The following is a 17,596-nucleotide window of genomic DNA, read 5'->3' as shown; positions in this document are numbered from 1 at the left end:
TCTCTTTCAAGAGGGTTGCGGGGGTCACGAGGAAGGCTGGGGCTGGCCTCGGGCGCGCCAGGCGAGGGCGAGGGCGGCGACGGTGAGGGCCGCCGCGACGGCGAAGGTGACCTGGGTGCCGCTGGCGACGGCCGCCGGGCCGGAGAGGTCGGGGGCGCCCGCGCCGGAGGCTGCGGCGAAGACGGCGCCCATGGCGGAGGCTCCGGTGACGAGGCCGAGGTTCCGGGATAGGTTCAGCAGGCCCGACACCAGGCCGCGACGGTCGGTGGGGACGTCCCTCAGGACGGCCGTGGTGTTGGCGGCCTGGAACAGGGCGTAGCCGGAGGTGACGACGACCAGCGGCCCCGCGTAGCCGGGGATGCCGAACGCGGCCCCGAGCAGGGCCAGGAGCCCGCAGCCCGCCAGCATCAGGACCAGTCCGGCGAGCGTCATGGGTGATGCGCCGAAGCGGTCGACGAGGCGGCCCGCCGGCACCCCCGTCAGGGCTGCGACGACCGGGCCGGCGGACATGACCAGCCCGACGCGGGCCGCATCGAGCCCGAGCGCGCCCGAAAGGAAGAACGGGCCGACGACCAGCGTGGCCATGACCACCGTCGCGACCAGGGCGCTGGTGGCGAAGCCCGCGCGGAGGCTGGGGTCCTGGAACAGGTCAAGGCGGATCAGGGGGAAGGGCGACCGGCTCTGGACCCGGGCGAAGAGGCCGAGGGCCAGCAGGGCGGCCCCGAGGAGCCCCGCGTTGAGCGGGCCGGGGTGGCCGCGCCCCAGGGTCATGGCCAGCGCGTAGGCGGCGAGGCTGGCCGCGAGCAGGAGCGTGCCCCAGGCGTCGAAGCGGGGGCGCTCCGAGGACGGGATCGGCCGGTCCGGCGGCAGGGCGTGCGCGGCGAGGGCCATGGCGAGGACGCCCAGGGGCAGGTTGAGGAGGAAGATCGCGCGCCAGCCAAAGGCCGCGATGATGAGTCCGCCCAGCGAGGGGCCGAGCGCGGTGCCGACGGCCGACATGGTGCCGAGGAGGCCCATGGCGCGGCCCGTCCGGTCCCTGGGGACGGACTGGCCCACGAAGGCCAGGGTCAGCGCCATCATCGCGGCGCCGCCGAGGCCCTGCGCCGCCCGCGCGGCGATCAGCAGCCCAAGCGACGGCGCGAGGCCGCAGAGGACGGAGGCGACCGTGAACAGGGCGAGCCCGGCCAGCAGCAGCCGCCGGCGGCCCAGGATGTCGCCCAGCCGGCCCACGCCGACGATCAGCGCGGTGACGGCGAGGAGGTAGGCCAGCACGACCCACTGGACCTGCTGGAAGGAGGCGTGGAACGCCTCGGCCAGGGTCGGCAGGGCGACGTTGGCGATGCTGGTGCCGAGCGAGGACAGGAGCATCGAGAGGGAAAGGGCCGCCAGGGTCCAGCGCATCGAGAGCGGCGGGGCGGGGCGGCTGGCGAGGGAAGCGTCGACGGAGGCTGTCATGACCGCCTCCGCTCAGGCTGCGACCAGGTGCGCGAGGGTCGCGGCGACCGGGACAGCCAGGGCCGAGAGGTAAGTTTGGCGGAGGCTCGGAGCGTGGCGAAGCCTTCGGCTGATCCGGCGTAGCAGAGGGACCTGAGGCCGGACAGGATGTCGGCTAATCTTAGAGGAGCAAGGCAGGTGGGGATCATGGGACAGTTCCGGATGCGCGGTTGCGGTGCCCTCGGGGTAGCCCCGCACCCGATGTGGCGGAAGGCGCGGCATATGCACAGAGTTCGTGCATGGGGCGCCATGGCTCCCCCGATGTGCTAGGATGCGGCCATGGCTCGACCCGACCTCAACCTCCTCGTCACCCTCGACGTGCTCCTCTCGGAAGGGACCGTGGCCGGCGCCGCGCGGCGGCTGCGGCTCAGCCCCTCGGCCATGAGCCGGGCCTTGGCGCGGCTGCGGGAGGCGACGGGCGATCCGCTCCTCGTCCGAGCGGGGCGGGGCCTCGTGCCGACGCCCCGCGCGGTCGAGCTGCGGGAGCGGGTCGGCGCCCTCGTCCAGGGGGCGGAGGCGGCGCTGCGACCGGTGGAGCTCCTGGACGTTACCCGACTCGAGCGCACCTTCACGCTGCGGACCAGCGACGGCTTCGTCGAGACCTTCGGGGCGGACCTCCTTGCGCGCGTGGGGGCCAAGGCACCGGAGGTGCGACTCCGCTTCGTGCTCAAGGCCGACAAGGACAGCACGCCCCTGCGCGAAGGGACGGTCGATCTGGAGACCGGCGTGGTGGACGCGGCCATCGGGCCGGAGGTGCGGGCGCAGGCGCTCTTCCGCGACCGCTTCGTGGGCGCGGTGCGGCCGGGGCATCCGCTCGCCGTGGGCACGGTCACGCCCGAGAGCTACGCGGCTGGGCGACACGTCGCGATCGCCCGGCGCGGCTTCGACGGCGGGCGCATCGACGCGGCGCTGGAGGCGCTAGGCCTGACGCGGGAGATCACGACGGCGGTGGGCAGCTTCTCGGCGGCGCTGGCGCTGGCGCGCGGGTCGGACCTGATCGCGGGGGTGCCGGAGCGGCTGACGTCCACGCTGCGCGAGGGCCTCGTGAGCTTCGCCCTGCCCGTCTCCGTCCCGGAGTTCACCGTCTCGATGCTCTGGCACCCACGCATGGACGCCGACCCGGCGCATCGCTGGCTGCGGGGACGCGTGAAGGAGATCTGCTCGGGATAGGGCACGCTCCTCCGGCGCCACGCCGAAGGGCTGCAAGGGCATCACCTCCGGCTTGGCTCCTCGGGCTCCGCCAGGGACGCCGGAGGAACGGCCGCCGACCGCTCCGCCCGGTCGCGGTGCAGCGCGGCGCGGCCCAGGAGCATCATCGTCACCGGGGTCGTGACCATCACGAAGAACCCGATCAGCAGGTCGTGGACCACCGGCCTTTGCTCGAGGGTGCTGAACAGGATCACCGAGGCCAGCACGAGGCTCAGCGTGCCCCAGCTCGTGGCCAGCGCGGGCGCGTGCAGACGATCGTAGAAGCTGCGAAGCCGCGCGAGGCCCAGCGCCCCGAGGAGCGTGAGTCCGCTGCCCAGCAGGATCAGCAGCGCCGCCGGGATCGCGGCCCAGAGGGGCACGGCGTCGAGATGGCTCATTCGATCACCTCGCCGCGGATGAGGAACTTGGCCAGCGCCACGGTGGACACGAAGCCCATGACGCCGATCACCATGGCCGCCTCGAAGAAGAACAGGCTCCCCGAGCGCATCCCGGTGACGAGGAACAGAAGCATCGCCGTCACGTAGAGCGTGTCAAGGCCGAGGATGCGGTCCTGCGCGCGGGGGCCGCGCAGGATCCGGCCCCCGGCGAGGAGGGCCGCGATGGCCAGGGCCACCTGCGCAACATCGAGGGCGAGGGTCAGGATCATTCCGCTCATCCGAAGATCTCCAGGAGACGGGCCTCGTAGCGGTTCTGGATCAGGTCGCGCCAGCCGGCCTCGTCCACCAGGTCGAAGACGTGGAGGAGGAGGACGCCGGTGTCGGCATCGTACTCGACCCAGGCCGTCCCGGGCGTGGCCGTGACGATGATCGCCAGCACGGCCAAGGCCGAGGGGTGGCGCAGGCGCAGCGGCACGCGCAGGAAGCCCGAGCGCCGGGCGCCGCGCCCCTCGGACAGCACGAGCCGGGCGACGGCGACGTTGGAGCGCAGGATGTCCCAGGCGACGATGCCCATAAGCACGGGGATGGCGGACCAGCGGCGCAGCCGGGGCCTCTCGGGTTCGAGCGCGCCCATGGCCCAGCCGGCGACGACGGCGATGCCCGTGCCGAGCAGGAGGTGCCCGAGCGAGAACCGCGTGAGGATCAGCCACATCAGGACCAGGCCGACCACGAGGAGCGGATAGGGGACGAGGCGGCTCATTCCGTGGCCTCCGCCCCATCGGTGACGCGAGGCGCGAGGCTCACCCCCGTGGTGTAGACCGGCGGGCTGTGCAGCGCGCGGGAGGTCGCGTCCATGTAGCCAAGCACGTCCTCGGACCGGACGGTCATCGCCGCGGCGAGCAGGAGAAGCGCCGCCGGCGGCCCGACCTCAAGCGCCCATATCTTCTGGGCGGCGAGGTCGCTGGTCCAGAAGACCTGCACTCCGACCCGCACGAGGCCGATCAGCGTGGCGAGGCCCGAGAGGAGCAGCAGTGCCAGGAAGGTCCAAGCCCAGTCCTGCGGCACCGAGAGGCCGCCGCCGGACAGGAGGCCGGAGAGGATGGCGAGCTTGCCGACGAAGCCCGCGAGCGGCGGCATCCCCGCGAGGACCAGGAGGCAGCCGCCGAAGCCCACGGCCAGCGTGGCGAGCGAGCCTGGGATGGCTAGCCCCGTCGCGGCGTCCTCATCCTCCAGCGGGTCGGCGATGCCGTAGGCGTCGGCCGTCAGCGCCAGCATGGCCGCGATGTCGCCATCCTCGCGGCTCAGGGGCTCGATGAGGAGGAACAGGGCGCTGGAGGCGAGCGTCGAGGCCACGAGGTAGTAGAGCCCGCCAGCCAGCATGGCGTTGCCGCCCCCCGCGAGGGTGAAGCCGATCACTGCCAGCACCGTGCCGGACGAGACCAGGACGAGGTGACCGGCCATGCGCCCCAGCGCCTGCGTGCCCAGGACGCCTAGGAGGCCGAAGAGCATCGTCAGCATCCCGCCCGCGATCAGCACCTCGGCGCCGACGCCCAGCGAGGGGCCCGCGCCGGGGCCGAACATCAGCATGGAGAGGCGCAGCACGGCGTAGACCCCGACCTTGGTCATCACCGCGAAGATCGCCGCGACCGGCGGCGCCCCGGCGGAATAGGCCGTGGGCAGCCAGAAGGAGAGCGGCCACATCCCCGCCTTGACGAGGAAGGCCAGCGCCAGGATCGCCGCGCCCGCGTGGAGGAGCGGACGGTCGGCCTCGGACAGGGTGGGGATCAGCCCGGCCAGGTGCGCCATGTTCAGGGTGCCGGTGACGCCGTAGATCAGGCTGACCCCGATCAGGAACATCAGCGAGGCGGTCAGGTTGACCGCGATGTAGTGAAGCCCCGCTCCGACCCGGAACGCACCCGAGCCGTGCAGGAGGAGGCCGTAGGAGGCCGCCAGCAGCACCTCGAAGAAGACGAAGAGGTTGAACAGGTCGCCGGTCAGGAAGGCCCCGTTCAGTCCCATCAGCAGGAACTGGAAGAGCGCGTGGAAATGCGTCCCCTGCCTCTGCCAGCCGGCGAGCGAATAGGTCAGCGCCGGGAGCGCGAGGACCGCCAGGAGGAGCAGCATCATCGCCGAGAGCCGGTCGAGCACCAGCACGATGCCGAAGGGGCTCGCCCAGTCGCCGAGGAGGTAGAAGCCCATGGCGCCCCCCTCGGCGGCGGGGCTCTGCGAGGCGCGGCCGAGGAGGCCCAGGGCGACGAGGAGGAGGGCGATGGCGGAGCCGAAGCTCAGGATCAGCCGGGCCTTGCGCTGCCGGTCGTCGCCGTAGAGCAGCATCAGGGCCCCGGCGAAGAAGGGGATCAGGATGGGCGCGATGACGAGGTGCTCGGGCGCGGGGGTCACGGGGCGCGCTCCTGACCGTCGACGTGGTCGCTGCCGGTGAAGCCGCGCGCGGCGATCATCACCACCAGGAACAGCGCCGTGGTGGCGAAGCTGATGACGATGGCGGTGAGCACCAGCGCCTGCGGGATCGGGTCGGCGTAGGCGTCGGGGTTCACGAAGCCCCGCTTGGGCATGATCGCCGGGGCGCCGACGGTCAGCCGCCCCATGGCGAAGATGAAGAGGTTCACCGCGTAGGACAGCAGGCAGAGGCCCACGATCACCTGGAAGCTGCGGGGCCGCATCAGCAGCCAGGCGCCCGAGGCGGCCAGGACCCCGATGGCGGCGGAGAGCACAATCTCCATCAGGCCGCCTCCTCGTGCTGCCGCTCGGCCTCCTCGGCCCGGGCGCGGGCGGAGCGGAGCGACTGGTGGGCGATGGCGATGAGCATGAGCACCGTGGCGCCGACCACGACCCCGAAGACGCCCAGGTCGAAGATCATCGCGGTGGCCGCCGGCACCTCTCCGATTAGGGGGAGGTCCACGTATTGCGCATGGGCCGTCAGGAACGGATAGCCGAAGACCCAGGAGCCCAGACCCGTCCCCCCGGCGACCAGGAGGCCGAAGCCCATCCAGAACGCGGGCAGGACCGTCAGCCGCGACTCGACCCAGCGGACATGGGCGGCGAGATACTGGAGGAGGAAGGCGATGGCCAGCGTCACCCCGGCCGAGAAGCCCCCGCCGGGCAGGTCGTGGCCGCGCAGGAACAGGTAGGCGGAGAGCACGATCAGCACCGGGAACATCCACTGCATGATGACCGAGGGGACGAGCATGTAGTCGCGCAGCGCCCGGGCCGTGGGAGTTGCCTGCTGCTCGGGTCGACCGGCGCTCTCGTCGGCGGGGCGGAAGCGGCGGAGCAGCGCGAAGACCGTCAGCGCCACGATGACGAGGACGGTGATCTCGCCGAAGGTGTCGAAGGCGCGGAAGTCGACGAGGATGACGTTCACGACGTTGGTGCCGCCGCCCTCGGAGTAGGCGTGGCGCAGGAACCAGTCGCCCACGGTCGAGAGCTGGGGCCGCGTCATCACCGTGAAGGCCAGGAGGGACATCGCCGTTCCGAAGGCCACGGCGATCACGAGGTCGCGGCCCCGCCGGCCGCGGGCCGCGAGGAGCCGGTCGCCCGAGATCTCCTCGCGCCGGCGGGGCATCCAGCGCAGGCCGAGCAGCAGCAGGACCGTGGTGACCACCTCGACAAGGAGCTGCGTCACCGCGAGGTCGGGGGCCGAGAACCAGGCGAAGGTCAGGCAGGTCACGAGCCCCGCGACCCCCAGCAGCACGAGCGCGGCGAAGCGGTGATACTTGGCCTGCCAGGCGGCGCCGACCGCGCAGGCGCCGCCCACCACCCACATCAGGAGGAAGCCGGCATTGGGCGCGGTCGGGCCGAGCCTGGGCTCGATCCCGACCCGACCCCAGGTCATGTAGGCCGTGCCCGCGATCGCCAGCAGCACGATGAGCCGGAGCTGCGGCTGGAGCCGATCCGGCGCCACCACCCGCAGCAGCCGGCGTGGGCCGGTCCAGGTCGCCGCCAGCATGAAGCGCTCGTAGAGGCGCTGGGCCTGCAGGCGGTGGATCAGCGGCGGCCCCTCGGGCCCCTGGGCGATGCGGTCCGCGAAGCCGAGGTAGAGCGCGGCCCCGAGGACCAGCGCGACGAAGCTCATGACGAGCGGCGTGTTGAGTCCGTGCCAGACCGCCACGCTGTAATACGGCAGGTCCGCCCCGAGGACCGAGCGGGCGGCCATGTTCAGCGTCGGCCCCAGCGTCAGGCCGGGGACGACGCCGACCACGAGGCAGGCCATCACTAGGAGCTCGACCGGCCAGCGCAGCCAGCGCACGGGCTCGTGCGGGGTCTGGGGCAGGTCCACGGGCGGCGGGCCGAAGAACACGGTGGCGATGAAGCGCAGCGAGTAGGCGACCGTGAAGACGCTGGCGAAGGTGGCGATGTAGGGCAGCGCGTCGTCGAGCCAGGTGCCGTTGTGCCAGTCCACCGCCTCGGCGAAGAACATCTCCTTGGACAGGAAGCCGTTGAGGAGCGGCACCCCCGCCATCGACGCCGCTGCCACGATGGCCAGCGTGCCCGTCACCGGCATCAGCCGGATGAGCCCGCTCAGGCGGCGCATGTCGCGGGTCCCGCTCTCGTGGTCGATGATGCCGGCGGCCATGAAGAGCGAGGCCTTGAAGACCGCGTGATTCACGATGTGGAAGATCCCGGCGAGGATGGCGGCGCGGCTGCCGATCCCGGCCAGGGCGGTGATGAGGCCCAGGTTGCTGATCGTGGAATAGGCGAGGAGGCCCTTCAGGTCGTGGCGGAAGAGCGCGACCATCGCCCCGAAGGTCAGCGAGGCCATGCCGATGCCGGTGACGGCGAAGAACCAGGCCTCGGTCCCCCCGAGCGCGGGCGAGAAGCGCACGAGCAGGAAGACCCCGGCCTTCACCATCGTGGCCGAGTGCAGGAAGGCCGACACGGGTGTGGGGGCCGCCATGGCGTTGGGCAGCCAGAAGTGAAACGGGACCTGCGCGGACTTGGTGAAGGCGCCGATCAGGAACAGCGCCAGCGTGGCCCCGTAGAGGGGATGCGTCCGGATCGCGGCGCCGGAGGCCAGGATGACGTCGAGGTCGTAGCTGCCCGCGATCCGGCCCAGGAGCAGCATCGCCGCGAGGAGGCAGAGCCCGCCGGCGGCGGTGATGACCAACGCCATGCGGGCGCCGTCCCGGGCGGCGGGGCTCTGGTGCCAGTAGCCGATCAGCAGGAAGGAGACGAGGCTGGTGAGTTCCCAGAATACCACCAGCATGAGGACGTTGCCCGAGGTCAGCATCCCGACCATCGCCCCGGTGAAGGCCAGGATGCAGGCGTGGAATCGCGGGGCCGGATCGGATTTGGCTAAGTAGTAGCGGGCGTAGAGCACCACGAGGACGCCGATCCCGAGGACCAGCGTCACGAAGAGCCAGGCGAAGCCGTCGAGGCGGAAGTCGAGGTCGAGTCCCAGCGAGGGCACCCAGGACAACTTGGCGCGCAGCACCTGGCCGTCGGCGACCGGACGGTGGAGCGCGGCGAGGATCAGGAGGCCCGCCGAGAGCACCAGGCCAGAGAGCCAGGCCGTGCCGGTACGGGCACCCGAGGGCAGGGTCGCCGCGACCAGCGATCCGGCGAAGGGCAGCAGGACAAGAAGGAGGATCAGGTTCGGCTCGATCATGCTCGGGTCGGACGTCTCCCTTGTGTGGCGCTCCCCGACGTGCCGCCGGCGGTCCCTTGCGGAGACCGGCGAGGCCCGGGGCTGCCACCCGGGCCGGGATCCGGCCGCTGTCCGGCCGTCTGCATCGAACTAAGGGGCGGAGGGGCGTCAGATCAAGTCGGAGCCGCATGGCTGACTTGGCGGAATGGCGGCCGGTCTCCCGACATTCCGGCGCGCAGAGCCGGCGGATGGGAGCAGTGAGGCTCGATCGGTCTCCGACGCTCCGCCACCGAGGGCGTCAAAGGGGGAAGCGGCCGCACGGCAGGCGAGCGCCTCAGGACGTCGTGGAGATCGCGGAAGCGACCGACCGCTCGTTCAGCCGGCTCGGGCCAGGCGCTCCGATGGCAGGCCGGGCAATGGCGGCGACCTACTCGGCTCCAGGCGCAGTCGGCGAGGGCGATGGTCCATTCAGGCGCTGGTCACGACCTTCGGCAGCCGAAGGTCCCGGCCACGGGGTGGCCTTGCGGGCTGCTCGGGCAGGCGATGGGGCTCGTCCAGAGCGACCGGGTGGCCGCCCTCGGCCGACGAACCCAGGGGGCCGATGTCAGGCTGGCTCGGTGTCGTGCGAATCGGGCCGACATCCATGCTCGTCCTTTCCTCCGTGGGTGCGGGCGCCATGTCAGGGCCGACCTCGATCCGGGGTCCCCATGCGCCTGCGGTGTCGCCTATGGCCGGATTCTCGAACGGCTCGATGGGCGGACGGATCATGGCGCCTCCCGAACCACATGGCCCCGTCCCGAGCAGGCGTCGGTGGCCTGCACGGCCTCCCGCCCGTTCTCGAAGACGAGGCGAAGGTCATAGGTGCACCCGGGACGTCGCTCGGGGATGACGAAAGTCCCCGTCTCGCCACGAGGGAGCACCCTGGCGACGAGAAGGTCCTCGTCCCACGTACCCTTGCCCGCCGGGGAGGCATATATCTCCATGATCGTCAGGTTGCTTCGATTGGCGACCTGCAGGAAGGTCTCGGCGGCCATCGCCGGGGCCGCCGCGACCGCAAGGAGGCCGAGTCCGAGCCGGGCCGCCCTCATGCCGGGTCCCCCTCGGGACGTGCGGAGCGCCCCGCCAGGGCCCGGGCGAGCCGGCGCATGTCGACCGGCTTCTCGACGCGGGGCACGTCGGCATAGGCGCGTGGGATCGTCCAGGCGAGACGGTTGGTGGCGAGGACGAACGGGATGCCACATTTCCTGAGGACCTCCGCGACCGGATAGGCGACCTCGTCGTCCAGGAACACGTCGAGAATGGCCGCATCCGGGCCGGGTTCGGACCGCAGAAGATCCAGCGCCTCGGCCACGGTGGCCACAGGCCCCAGCACCTCGACACCTTCGTTTTCAAGTTCACGCCGCAGTTCATCGGCAAGGATCATGTCATTCTCGAGCACGAGGACGCGGCGGCCCCTTTGAAAGCGGCTCATGTCGTCGTTCCGCGCCGTGGCTGGACCGCCCGGCAGGGGCCGCGCGGCGGTCGCGTCAAGGTCCTGATGGTTCATCCGGATCGTCATAAGTCGTCTCCCTGTGGAGTTTCGATGGGCACGGGCGGCCCGTCGTACGGCAGCCAATCAGTCCCGAGCGGGCTGGACCTCAAGGACGACGCGGCTCCCGGGACTCGCGCCATCCCCGGTTCACCGCCCGGAAGAGGCCAGCGGGGTGGAGCCGCCGCCGCTCGGGGTCCCAGAGCCGCGCGGGGAGCCGCACGGGCCGCGCCGGCTCCGTCCGGCGGAACAGGGAACCGGCGCTCTGGCTGGCCCACTCGCCGCAGGTGTCGAGATCCTGGCTGAAGGCGAGCCAGCCCCGGACCACGCGGACGCGGTGCTTGCGGATCACGGGGACGACCAGGTGATCCACGGCAAGCTCCTGGGTGTCCGAGAGCCCGTAGACCCGGCTCACGAGCGGCGCCTGCTCCTCGAAGGCGCGCGACAGGTCGCTGCGCCAGTGATACTGGAAGCCTGCGCAGAACACCTGGAGCACCTCGAAGCCCGCCGCCTCCTGCCCGACGAAGGTCAGCAGGTTCCGGTCGGCCTCCATGATGCGGAACTTCAGGAGGGGCACGTTCGGCTCCGGCCTCGCGTGGTACGAGGCGACACGGCGGGACTTCTCGATGCGAAGGGAGGCCAACTCCTCCGAGGTCATGCCGCCGAGGCGCTCCAGCAGGCGAAGCGTCTCGGGAAGAAGGGGGGTGCCCGCGTCGTCCTGGGGGCCGGTCGAGTGGTAGAGATCGGTCATTCTATACAGCATCTCCGACAGGTTGCCTTCCGTCCTGAAGCAGCAGGGGGCGGGCTTGCGTCCGCGGGCCGGCAAGGGTGACATCGCGCGTCCGCCCCAGAGGAAAGAAGGGCAGGCCAGGAGCGGCATCTGGCCCGCCGAGTGCCGGTGCGGGACAGATCGAGGGAACGAGAGCACCGGGATTCGAGGCCGTCAGCGGGCCAGCCCGGGCGCGGCCGCCCGGGCCGCAGCGCCCGAGAGACCGTGGTGCCGGAGCTGGACGGACGCCCTCCTGGCCGTCCGAGGCCGCGATCCGCGAGGAGCCGGCCGAGCCCGGGCCAGCCCCTCGCGGCGGCGCCGATCCGCCTGGGCTCCTGCGTCACGAGCCCCCTCCTGGCGGTCGGTGTCGGTCGTTCTGTCATGCCATTGCTACCTTGCGAACCTCGCCGGGCATCGGCGTCGGAGCCAACCTAGGTGACGGGGGGCTTCCGGATTCGCGGTGTCTCTTTCAGGTTCGTGACAGACTGTGTCGGGGAGGCGGGCTCGCGACACAGTCTGTCATCCCTTTTCCCTGACCTTGCCGGAGCGGTCTGCTAAGACGGGGCCGGGCCAGCGTGCCCGCACCGACGATACAGGGCCGCAGGAGGAGCATGGCCGCCCCCGCCCAGCACATCCTCGTCGTGGACGACGACCCGGAGATCGCCGACCTCGTAGGCCGATTGATCGGGGCCGAGGGCTACCTGGTCAGCCGCGCCGCCGACGTCCGGGCCGGGCGGCGGGCCCTCGACGCCGGGCCGGTGGACCTGATCGTCCTCGACCTCATGCTGCCGGGAAAGGACGGCCTGACCTTCTGCCGCGAGCTGCGGGCCGAGGGGATGACCACGCCCATCATCATGCTCACCGCCAAGGGCGACGACTTCGACCGGGTGCTCGGGCTCGAGATGGGCGCCGACGACTACCTGCCGAAGCCCTTCCACGGGCGCGAGCTCCTCGCCCGCATCAAGGCCGTGCTCCGGCGCAGCGACGGGCCGGCCCGGCGCCCGGCGGACACGCCGCCCCGCTTCATCTCCTTCGAGGGCTGGCGGCTCGACACCGCCAAGCGCGAGCTGGTCGACTCGGACGGGGTCGTGGTCCTCCTCAGCAGCGCCGAGTTCGAGCTGCTGATGGCCTTCGTCACTTGGCCGCAGATGATCCTCTCGCGCGAGAAGCTCCTCGACGCGACGCGCGGGCGCTCGGCGGTGATCTCGGACCGGAGCATCGACATCCAGGTGAGCCGCCTGCGCCGCAAGCTGGGCGACGACCCCAAGAGCCCGCGCCTCATCAAGACGGTCTGGGGCGACGGCTACCTCTTCACGCCGGACGTGACCTGATGGCCTTCCGCAGCATGCGCTTCCAGACGGCGGCGATCATCGTCGTGAGCTTCCTGCTGTCCCACGCGGCGGGGCTGCTCTTCTACAGCCTCGACCGCCAAGAGGCGCTCGCCATGACGGAGGCCATCGACCGGGCCGAGCGGGCCGCCGGCATCAGCCGCCTCCTGCACGATCTGCCGGATAGCTGGCGCAATCCTCTTGTGCGCTCCTCCGACAGCCGCGCCTTCCGGGTCTGGGTCTCGCAGGAGCCCGCCGTGGTCGTGCCGGAGCCCACACAGGCCGAGCTGGACGTCGCCGCATATCTCCGAACGCAGGTGCCGCGGATCTCCGAGAGCGGCCTGCGCGTCCGCTTCATCGAGGAAACGGGCTACCGGGTGATCCCGCCGCCCTTCGATCCGGCGAGCCGGGCCGGCTCGCCGCCCTGGGCCGTGAACGTGCCCTTCGAGGCGCCCAACGTGGCGATCTCGATCCGGCAAGGCCCGGACGAGTGGATCAACTTCCTGGGCCTGATCAACCGGTCCCGCTCCCTGCCCGAGGGGCTGTTCTACGCCAACCTCATCTCGGCCGTCATCGGGATCGCGCTGGTGGCATTCTGGCTCGTCAGCCGGGTGACCTCTCCTCTCGGGCGCTTGGCGGATGCGGCGGAGAGCCTGGGCCGGAACCTGTACGCGAAGCCGCTGGCGGTCACAGGTCCCAAGGAGGTTGCCGTTGCGGCGGCCGCCTTCAACAGCATGCAGAACCGGCTGGTGAAGCTGATCCAGGGGCGGACCGAGCTTCTTGCCGCGATCTCGCACGACCTGCGCACCCCGCTCACGCAGATCCGACTTCGTCTGGAGATGATGCCGGCTTCGGAGGAACGTGAGAAGAACCTCCGCGCCCTGGACGACGTGGACGCGATCATCGGAACCTTCCTCACCTTCGCCCGGGCTTCACACGAGGCCGAGGACAAGAGCCGGATCGATCTCGGCGCCCTCGTCGGGAGCATCTGCGACGACTTGGCCGACTCTGGCGCCGCCATCGAATGCGACGTCCCCTCGGGCCTCGTCGTCGCGTGCAAGCGGCTGGCCATCAAGCGGGCGGTGACCAATCTCGTGGAGAACGCCATCAAGTACGGCCACGAGGCGCGGGTGAGCGTGGCTCAGGCCGGCGGCCGGGCCGTCATCTCGGTGGAGGACCGGGGGCCTGGCATTCCGGAGGAGAAGCTGGAGGCGGTATTCGCCCCGTTCTACCGTGGCGACAGGCCCGCTCCTCCGACTCCGGTGGCACGGGCCTGGGCCTCAGCATCGCCCAGGCCATCGCCGAGGACCACAGCGGCGAGATCCGCCTGTCCAACCGCACCGGAGGCGGGCTGAGGGCCGAGATCGTCCTGCCGCTCTGACCTGTGTGCTGGGCGGTCGCTGCCGCCTTGACACAGGTTTCGTGACCAGCGAGGCTGAAACCGGTTTCACCGATGGAATGCCCCCTTGCGGTTCGACCTCAGCGTCCTCGTTCCCCACCTCGGCTTCCTCGCCTCGGGGGCGATGCTCACGGCGGCGGTCTGCGGGCTCGCGCTGGTGGGAAGCGTCGTGCTGGGCATGGCCGTCGCCATCGCCCGGACCTCCTCCGGCGGCTGGGCGCGACGGGCCGCCTACGCCTATGTCGACCTGTTCCGCAACGTCCCGTTCATCGTGCAGCTCTTCTTCTTCTACTACGGCCTGCCCGAGATCGGCATCTACATCGACGCCTTCACGACGGGCGTCATCGCGCTCTCCATCGCCGGGGGTGCCTATGCCTCGGACGCCATCCGTGCCGGCATCCTTGCCATCGACAACGGCATCCTCGAGGCCGCCGAGGTGAGCGGGCTGTCGAAGCGCGTCACCTTCACGAGGATCGTGCTCCCCATCGCGCTGCGGACCTCGGTCAGGCCGCTCGGGTCGGTGCTGATCAACATGATCCTCACCTCCTCGATCCTGTCGACCATCACCCTGAACGAGCTGACCGGACAGGCCAAGATCGTGGCCTCGGACACCTTCCGGCCCTTCGAGGTCTATTTCGTGCTTCTCGTCGTCTACGCGGCGCTGACCTACCTCGTCTCCATCGGCATCGCGCTGCTGCACCGCCGCCTCAACCGCGACCTGATGGGGCAGGTGAGCTGATGCGCTTCACGCAGTTCACCCCCTACGACCTCGTGCTGCTCGCGCAGGGGCTGGGCGTCACGGTCGGGCTCTTCCTGCTCACCTCGCTGATCGGCCTCCTAGCCGGCACGGTCCTCGGCGTCGTCCGCTATTACCGGGTGCCGGGGCTGACGCAGGCCGTCACCTTCGTGACCGAGCTCCTCAAGAACTCGCCTGTGCTGGTGCAGCTCTTCCTCGTGTTCTTCGGCTTCCCAGCCTTCTTCCACCTGAACGTCGGGCCGGTGCAGGCGGCGGTCATCACGCTCTCGGCCAACACCGCCGCCTTCGTCTACGTCATCGCCGTCTCGGCCATCGAGTCCATCGGCCGCGATCAGGTCGAGGCGGCACGCGTCTTCGGCCTGAGCCGCTGGCAGGTGCTCCGCCACGTCATCGCGCCGCAGGCCGCGGCCTTCTCCATCGGGCCGCTCACCGCACTCCTGGTCAACCAGTTGCAGGTGACGTCGCTGATCTCGGTGATCGGGGTCATGGACCTCGCCAAGATCGGCGCCACGCTCAACCTCCGGACCCTCAAGCCTTTCATCGTCTGGAGCGTGGTGGGCCTTCTCTATTATCTCGCCGCCAAGCTCGTCGCGGGCGTGGGCGCGCGCATCGAACACCGTCTGCGGGCGCACAGCGCCTTCCGGGGCCTCTGAATGCTGAACGTCGAGAACGTCCGAAAGACCTTTGGCGCCGTCACCGTGCTGGACGGCGTCAACCTGACCGTGAAACCGGGCGAGGTCGTCTCCGTCCTCGGCTCCTCGGGCTCGGGCAAGTCCACGCTGATCCGCTGCATCAACGGGCTCGAACGGCTCGACGGAGGCCGGATCACCGTGGACGGCTTCGACGTGTCCAGGCCCAAGGAGCTCGCGGAGGCGCGCAAGCGGTCGGGCACGGTGTTCCAGCTCTTCAACCTCTACCCGCACATGACGGCGCTGCGGAACATCACGCTCGCCCCCATCGAGGTGTTGAAGCGCCCGAAGGCCGAGGCGGAGGCCGAGGGCCGGGCGCTGCTGGCCTCGGTCGGCCTCGAAGACCGCGCGGACGCCTATCCGGCCCAGCTCTCGGGCGGGCAACGCCAGCGCGTCGGCATCTGCCGGGCCTTGGCGATGAAACCCAGTTACCTGCTGCTCGACGAGGTGACGAGCGCCCTCGACCCGGAGATGACGGCCGAGGTGCTGAACATCCTCGCCAAGCTCGCCGGGAACGGCACCACCATGGTCTTCGTCACCCACGAGATCGAGTTCGCGCGGCAGATCTCCGACCGCATCGTCTTCCTCGAGAAGGGCGTGCTGCTGGTGGACCTGCCGACTCGGGACTTCTTCGCGCAGGACGGCGGGCTGGCGCAGCCGCGCGTCGCGCAATTCCTCTCCAAGATGCGGAAAGACTGACCCCCCATGCTGTTCATCGCCAATGCGGAAGGCTGGCCCGGCGTGCCGACCACGGTGCGGATGCTGCGGGAGGGCGCCGACAGCCTAACCGCCCTGGTCGCCGGCATCGGCGAGGTCGAGGCCGAGGTCCGGGTCCGCAGCGTCGGCCGCGGCGGCTGGCCCAACATGCTGGGCGAGATGGAATGCGACGCCGCCGTGATGGACGGCACCACGCGGGAGGTCGGCGCGGTCGGCGCGGTCCCCCATACGCTCCACGTGGCGCGGCTCGCGCACGAGGTCATGAAGCGGCTGCCCCATGTGATGCTGACGGGGGAGGGCGCGCGCCGCTTCGCCTCGGAGATCGGCCTCCCCGTCGAGGACGTGCTGCTGCCCGATAGCCGGCGCGTCTGGTGGGAGAGGCTGGAGAGGGAGCTCTCGCCCGAGGAGCGGGGGCGGTTCCCCGACATCCCCCTCGCGCCGCTCCTGCGGGCCATCACCGACCCGGAGCGGGTGCGCGACACCACCGTGTACCTCAGCGCCGATCCCGCGCGCGGCATCCACGCCGCGACCTCGACCTCGGGCTGGGCCTGGAAGTATCCGGGCCGGCTGGGCGACAGCCCGATCCCCGGCGCGGGCTACTACGCCGACAGCCGCCACGGCGCGACCGCCTGCACCCATACCGGCGAGATGACCATGCGCTGCTCCACCGCGCGCAGCATCGTCCTCGCCCTGAAGCTGGGCCATCCGCTCGACGACGCCGTCGCCATGGCGGTCGAGGATCTGGCTGGGCTGAAGGACGGCTTCCTCGGCGGGGTCGTCATCCATGCGGTCGATGCCCGGGGCGACCACCGCGTCGTCAACTTCCGCTGCCCGGGCGAGATCCGCTACTGGCTATGGGACGACACCATGGCCGAACCCGAACTCAGGGCCGCGCAGACGGCATGAGCCAACAGAGAGGAGTTTCCTAATGAAGCGCATCCTGTCCACCCTGGCCGCCCTGGCGGTCGTCGCCAGCTCGGCGGTCCCGGCCCTGGCCGACAAGCTCCAGGACATCCGCGACGCCGGCGTCGTCCGTATCGGCGTGTCGCTGGGCGGCGAGCCCATCGGCTTCCGCGACGAGCAGAACAACCCCGTTGGCTACGACGTGGACGTGGCCACCCGGCTCGCCGAGAAGCTGGGCGTGCCGGTCGAGTTCACCGATGTCTCGGGCGACGCGCGCATCTCCATGCTGGTTTCGGGCCAGCTCGACATCGTGGTCGCCAACACCTCGGCCACGCTGGAGCGCGCCAAGAGCGTGGACTTCACCATCCCCTACAACCGCGCCGGCCTCCGCGTGATCGTGCAGGCCGACTCCGGCATCCAGAGCCTCGAGGACCTCGCGGGCAAGTCGGTCGTGGTCGGCCGGGGCACCACCGGCGAGGCCTTCATCAAGGAGGCCGTACCGGACGCCGAGCTGGTCTACGTCGACCAGTTCGCGCCCGACGGCGTGCTCCAGCTCCAGCAGGGGCGGGTCGACGCGGCCATCGAGGATTCCTCGCTCCTCGACTACCTCGCCACGCAGAACCCCTCGCTGGTGACGCTGCCGGGGCTCTACTCGAACGATCCGATCAGCATCGCCGTCGCCAAGGGCGACCCGGAGTTCGTCCGCTGGCTCGACATGTTCGTCTCGGATTACATCCAGTCGGGCGCCTACGAGGCCAACTACAAGAAGTGGTGGGGCGAGACCGCCAACCCGCCCGAGCTGAATCCGCTCTGGTGAGCCC

At 70.8% G+C, this 17,596-nt stretch carries 18 protein-coding genes and 1 pseudogene; 9 read left to right on the top strand and 10 right to left on the bottom strand.

The window, feature by feature from the left end; all coding sequences use genetic code 11:
• Nucleotides 1-24 precede the first annotated feature (24 nt).
• Nucleotides 25-1,455 carry an MFS transporter gene (locus RUMESO_RS22005; protein WP_037283787.1) on the bottom strand — a complete coding sequence of 477 codons (1,431 nt, stop codon included), beginning with the start codon at nucleotides 1,453-1,455 and terminating at the stop codon, nucleotides 25-27.
• Between the two features lie 318 nt (nucleotides 1,456-1,773).
• On the opposite strand from RUMESO_RS22005, the gene RUMESO_RS22000 reads away from it, so the two are divergent.
• Entirely contained in the window at nucleotides 1,774-2,664 is an 891-nt protein-coding gene (locus RUMESO_RS22000) for a LysR family transcriptional regulator (protein WP_037283785.1), read from the top strand.
• 41 nt (nucleotides 2,665-2,705) lie between these two features.
• On the opposite strand, the gene mnhG is transcribed toward RUMESO_RS22000, so the two are convergent.
• From mnhG to RUMESO_RS21950, 9 genes are all read right to left on the bottom strand, one after another.
• Nucleotides 2,706-3,080 carry a monovalent cation/H(+) antiporter subunit G gene (mnhG, locus tag RUMESO_RS21995; protein WP_037283783.1) on the bottom strand — a complete coding sequence of 125 codons (375 nt, stop codon included), beginning with the start codon at nucleotides 3,078-3,080 and terminating at the stop codon, nucleotides 2,706-2,708.
• The gene (locus tag RUMESO_RS21990) at nucleotides 3,077-3,358 is read right to left on the bottom strand and encodes a K+/H+ antiporter subunit F (protein WP_037283781.1); all 282 of its coding nucleotides are present in this window, start codon (nucleotides 3,356-3,358) and stop codon (nucleotides 3,077-3,079) included. The genes mnhG and RUMESO_RS21990 overlap by 4 nt, the downstream gene beginning before the upstream one ends.
• Nucleotides 3,355-3,840: a Na+/H+ antiporter subunit E gene (locus tag RUMESO_RS21985; RefSeq protein ID WP_037283779.1), complete on the bottom strand. Its 486-nt coding sequence runs from the start codon at nucleotides 3,838-3,840 to the stop codon at nucleotides 3,355-3,357. The genes RUMESO_RS21990 and RUMESO_RS21985 overlap by 4 nt, the downstream gene beginning before the upstream one ends.
• The gene (locus tag RUMESO_RS21980; RefSeq protein ID WP_037283778.1) at nucleotides 3,837-5,480 is read right to left on the bottom strand and encodes a monovalent cation/H+ antiporter subunit D; all 1,644 of its coding nucleotides are present in this window, start codon (nucleotides 5,478-5,480) and stop codon (nucleotides 3,837-3,839) included. The genes RUMESO_RS21985 and RUMESO_RS21980 overlap by 4 nt, the downstream gene beginning before the upstream one ends.
• Nucleotides 5,477-5,821 (bottom strand): Na+/H+ antiporter subunit C, encoded by a 345-nt coding sequence (locus RUMESO_RS21975; RefSeq protein WP_037283776.1) that lies wholly within the window; start codon nucleotides 5,819-5,821, stop codon nucleotides 5,477-5,479. The genes RUMESO_RS21980 and RUMESO_RS21975 overlap by 4 nt, the downstream gene beginning before the upstream one ends.
• Nucleotides 5,821-8,706 carry a monovalent cation/H+ antiporter subunit A gene (locus tag RUMESO_RS21970; RefSeq protein ID WP_037283774.1) on the bottom strand — a complete coding sequence of 962 codons (2,886 nt, stop codon included), beginning with the start codon at nucleotides 8,704-8,706 and terminating at the stop codon, nucleotides 5,821-5,823. Before RUMESO_RS21970 ends, RUMESO_RS21975 begins: the two co-directional genes overlap by 1 nt.
• Nucleotides 8,707-9,449: 743 nt before the next feature.
• On the bottom strand, nucleotides 9,450-9,773 hold the full coding sequence (locus RUMESO_RS21960) for a hypothetical protein (protein WP_051521599.1): 324 nt from the start codon (nucleotides 9,771-9,773) through the stop codon (nucleotides 9,450-9,452).
• Complete coding sequence (locus RUMESO_RS21955; protein ID WP_211262967.1) at nucleotides 9,770-10,108, bottom strand: response regulator; 339 nt, start codon at nucleotides 10,106-10,108, stop codon at nucleotides 9,770-9,772. The genes RUMESO_RS21960 and RUMESO_RS21955 overlap by 4 nt, the downstream gene beginning before the upstream one ends.
• Nucleotides 10,109-10,322: 214 nt before the next feature.
• The gene (locus RUMESO_RS21950; RefSeq protein WP_037283769.1) at nucleotides 10,323-10,964 is read right to left on the bottom strand and encodes a hypothetical protein; all 642 of its coding nucleotides are present in this window, start codon (nucleotides 10,962-10,964) and stop codon (nucleotides 10,323-10,325) included.
• A 629-nt stretch (nucleotides 10,965-11,593) separates the two neighbouring features.
• On the opposite strand from RUMESO_RS21950, the gene RUMESO_RS21945 reads away from it, so the two are divergent.
• The 8 genes and pseudogenes from RUMESO_RS21945 to RUMESO_RS21915 all read left to right on the top strand — a co-directional run bounded on the left by RUMESO_RS21945 (nucleotide 11,594) and on the right by RUMESO_RS21915 (nucleotide 17,592).
• Nucleotides 11,594-12,313, top strand: coding sequence for a response regulator (locus tag RUMESO_RS21945; RefSeq protein WP_037283767.1), 720 nt, complete (start codon nucleotides 11,594-11,596; stop codon nucleotides 12,311-12,313).
• Nucleotides 12,313-13,533, top strand: a pseudogene (locus tag RUMESO_RS25955) (ATP-binding protein); the annotation flags it as partial. The gene RUMESO_RS21945 and the pseudogene RUMESO_RS25955, both read left to right, overlap by 1 nt.
• Complete coding sequence (locus RUMESO_RS28740; protein WP_425414944.1) at nucleotides 13,527-13,691, top strand: ATP-binding protein; 165 nt, start codon at nucleotides 13,527-13,529, stop codon at nucleotides 13,689-13,691. The pseudogene RUMESO_RS25955 and the gene RUMESO_RS28740, both read left to right, overlap by 7 nt.
• Nucleotides 13,692-13,776: 85 nt before the next feature.
• Nucleotides 13,777-14,448, top strand: coding sequence for an amino acid ABC transporter permease (locus RUMESO_RS21935; RefSeq protein ID WP_037283762.1), 672 nt, complete (start codon nucleotides 13,777-13,779; stop codon nucleotides 14,446-14,448).
• Nucleotides 14,448-15,119, top strand: coding sequence for an amino acid ABC transporter permease (locus RUMESO_RS21930; protein ID WP_037283760.1), 672 nt, complete (start codon nucleotides 14,448-14,450; stop codon nucleotides 15,117-15,119). Before RUMESO_RS21935 ends, RUMESO_RS21930 begins: the two co-directional genes overlap by 1 nt.
• Nucleotides 15,120-15,854 (top strand): amino acid ABC transporter ATP-binding protein, encoded by a 735-nt coding sequence (locus tag RUMESO_RS21925; protein ID WP_037283758.1) that lies wholly within the window; start codon nucleotides 15,120-15,122, stop codon nucleotides 15,852-15,854. It abuts the gene before it with no gap.
• 6 nt (nucleotides 15,855-15,860) lie between these two features.
• Nucleotides 15,861-16,778, top strand: coding sequence for an isoaspartyl peptidase/L-asparaginase (locus RUMESO_RS21920; protein WP_037283756.1), 918 nt, complete (start codon nucleotides 15,861-15,863; stop codon nucleotides 16,776-16,778).
• Nucleotides 16,779-16,800: 22 nt separating this feature from the next.
• On the top strand, nucleotides 16,801-17,592 hold the full coding sequence (locus tag RUMESO_RS21915; protein ID WP_037283753.1) for a transporter substrate-binding domain-containing protein: 792 nt from the start codon (nucleotides 16,801-16,803) through the stop codon (nucleotides 17,590-17,592).
• The last annotated feature ends 4 nt before the right edge of the window (nucleotides 17,593-17,596 follow it).

The sequence above is a fragment of the Rubellimicrobium mesophilum DSM 19309 genome, from assembly GCF_000600335.2.
GTDB lineage: Bacteria > Pseudomonadota > Alphaproteobacteria > Rhodobacterales > Rhodobacteraceae > Rubellimicrobium > Rubellimicrobium mesophilum.
Note: the sequence above shows the minus strand (reverse complement) of the source record. Positions and strands in the feature narration are given on the sequence as shown.

Coding starts and splice junctions, on each gene's coding strand:
- RUMESO_RS22005 (WP_037283787.1), bottom strand. CDS start 1,455: ATGACAGCCTCCGTCGACGCTTCCCTCGCCAGCCGCCCCGCCCCGCCG.
- RUMESO_RS22000 (WP_037283785.1), top strand. CDS start 1,774: ATGGCTCGACCCGACCTCAACCTCCTCGTCACCCTCGACGTGCTCCTC.
- mnhG (WP_037283783.1), bottom strand. CDS start 3,080: ATGAGCCATCTCGACGCCGTGCCCCTCTGGGCCGCGATCCCGGCGGCG.
- RUMESO_RS21990 (WP_037283781.1), bottom strand. CDS start 3,358: ATGAGCGGAATGATCCTGACCCTCGCCCTCGATGTTGCGCAGGTGGCC.
- RUMESO_RS21985 (WP_037283779.1), bottom strand. CDS start 3,840: ATGAGCCGCCTCGTCCCCTATCCGCTCCTCGTGGTCGGCCTGGTCCTG.
- RUMESO_RS21975 (WP_037283776.1), bottom strand. CDS start 5,821: ATGGAGATTGTGCTCTCCGCCGCCATCGGGGTCCTGGCCGCCTCGGGC.
- RUMESO_RS21970 (WP_037283774.1), bottom strand. CDS start 8,706: ATGATCGAGCCGAACCTGATCCTCCTTCTTGTCCTGCTGCCCTTCGCC.
- RUMESO_RS21960 (WP_051521599.1), bottom strand. CDS start 9,773: ATGAGGGCGGCCCGGCTCGGACTCGGCCTCCTTGCGGTCGCGGCGGCC.
- RUMESO_RS21955 (WP_211262967.1), bottom strand. CDS start 10,108: ATGATCCTTGCCGATGAACTGCGGCGTGAACTTGAAAACGAAGGTGTC.
- RUMESO_RS21950 (WP_037283769.1), bottom strand. CDS start 10,964: ATGACCGATCTCTACCACTCGACCGGCCCCCAGGACGACGCGGGCACC.
- RUMESO_RS21945 (WP_037283767.1), top strand. CDS start 11,594: ATGGCCGCCCCCGCCCAGCACATCCTCGTCGTGGACGACGACCCGGAG.
- RUMESO_RS21930 (WP_037283760.1), top strand. CDS start 14,448: ATGCGCTTCACGCAGTTCACCCCCTACGACCTCGTGCTGCTCGCGCAG.
- RUMESO_RS21925 (WP_037283758.1), top strand. CDS start 15,120: ATGCTGAACGTCGAGAACGTCCGAAAGACCTTTGGCGCCGTCACCGTG.
- RUMESO_RS21920 (WP_037283756.1), top strand. CDS start 15,861: ATGCTGTTCATCGCCAATGCGGAAGGCTGGCCCGGCGTGCCGACCACG.
- RUMESO_RS21915 (WP_037283753.1), top strand. CDS start 16,801: ATGAAGCGCATCCTGTCCACCCTGGCCGCCCTGGCGGTCGTCGCCAGC.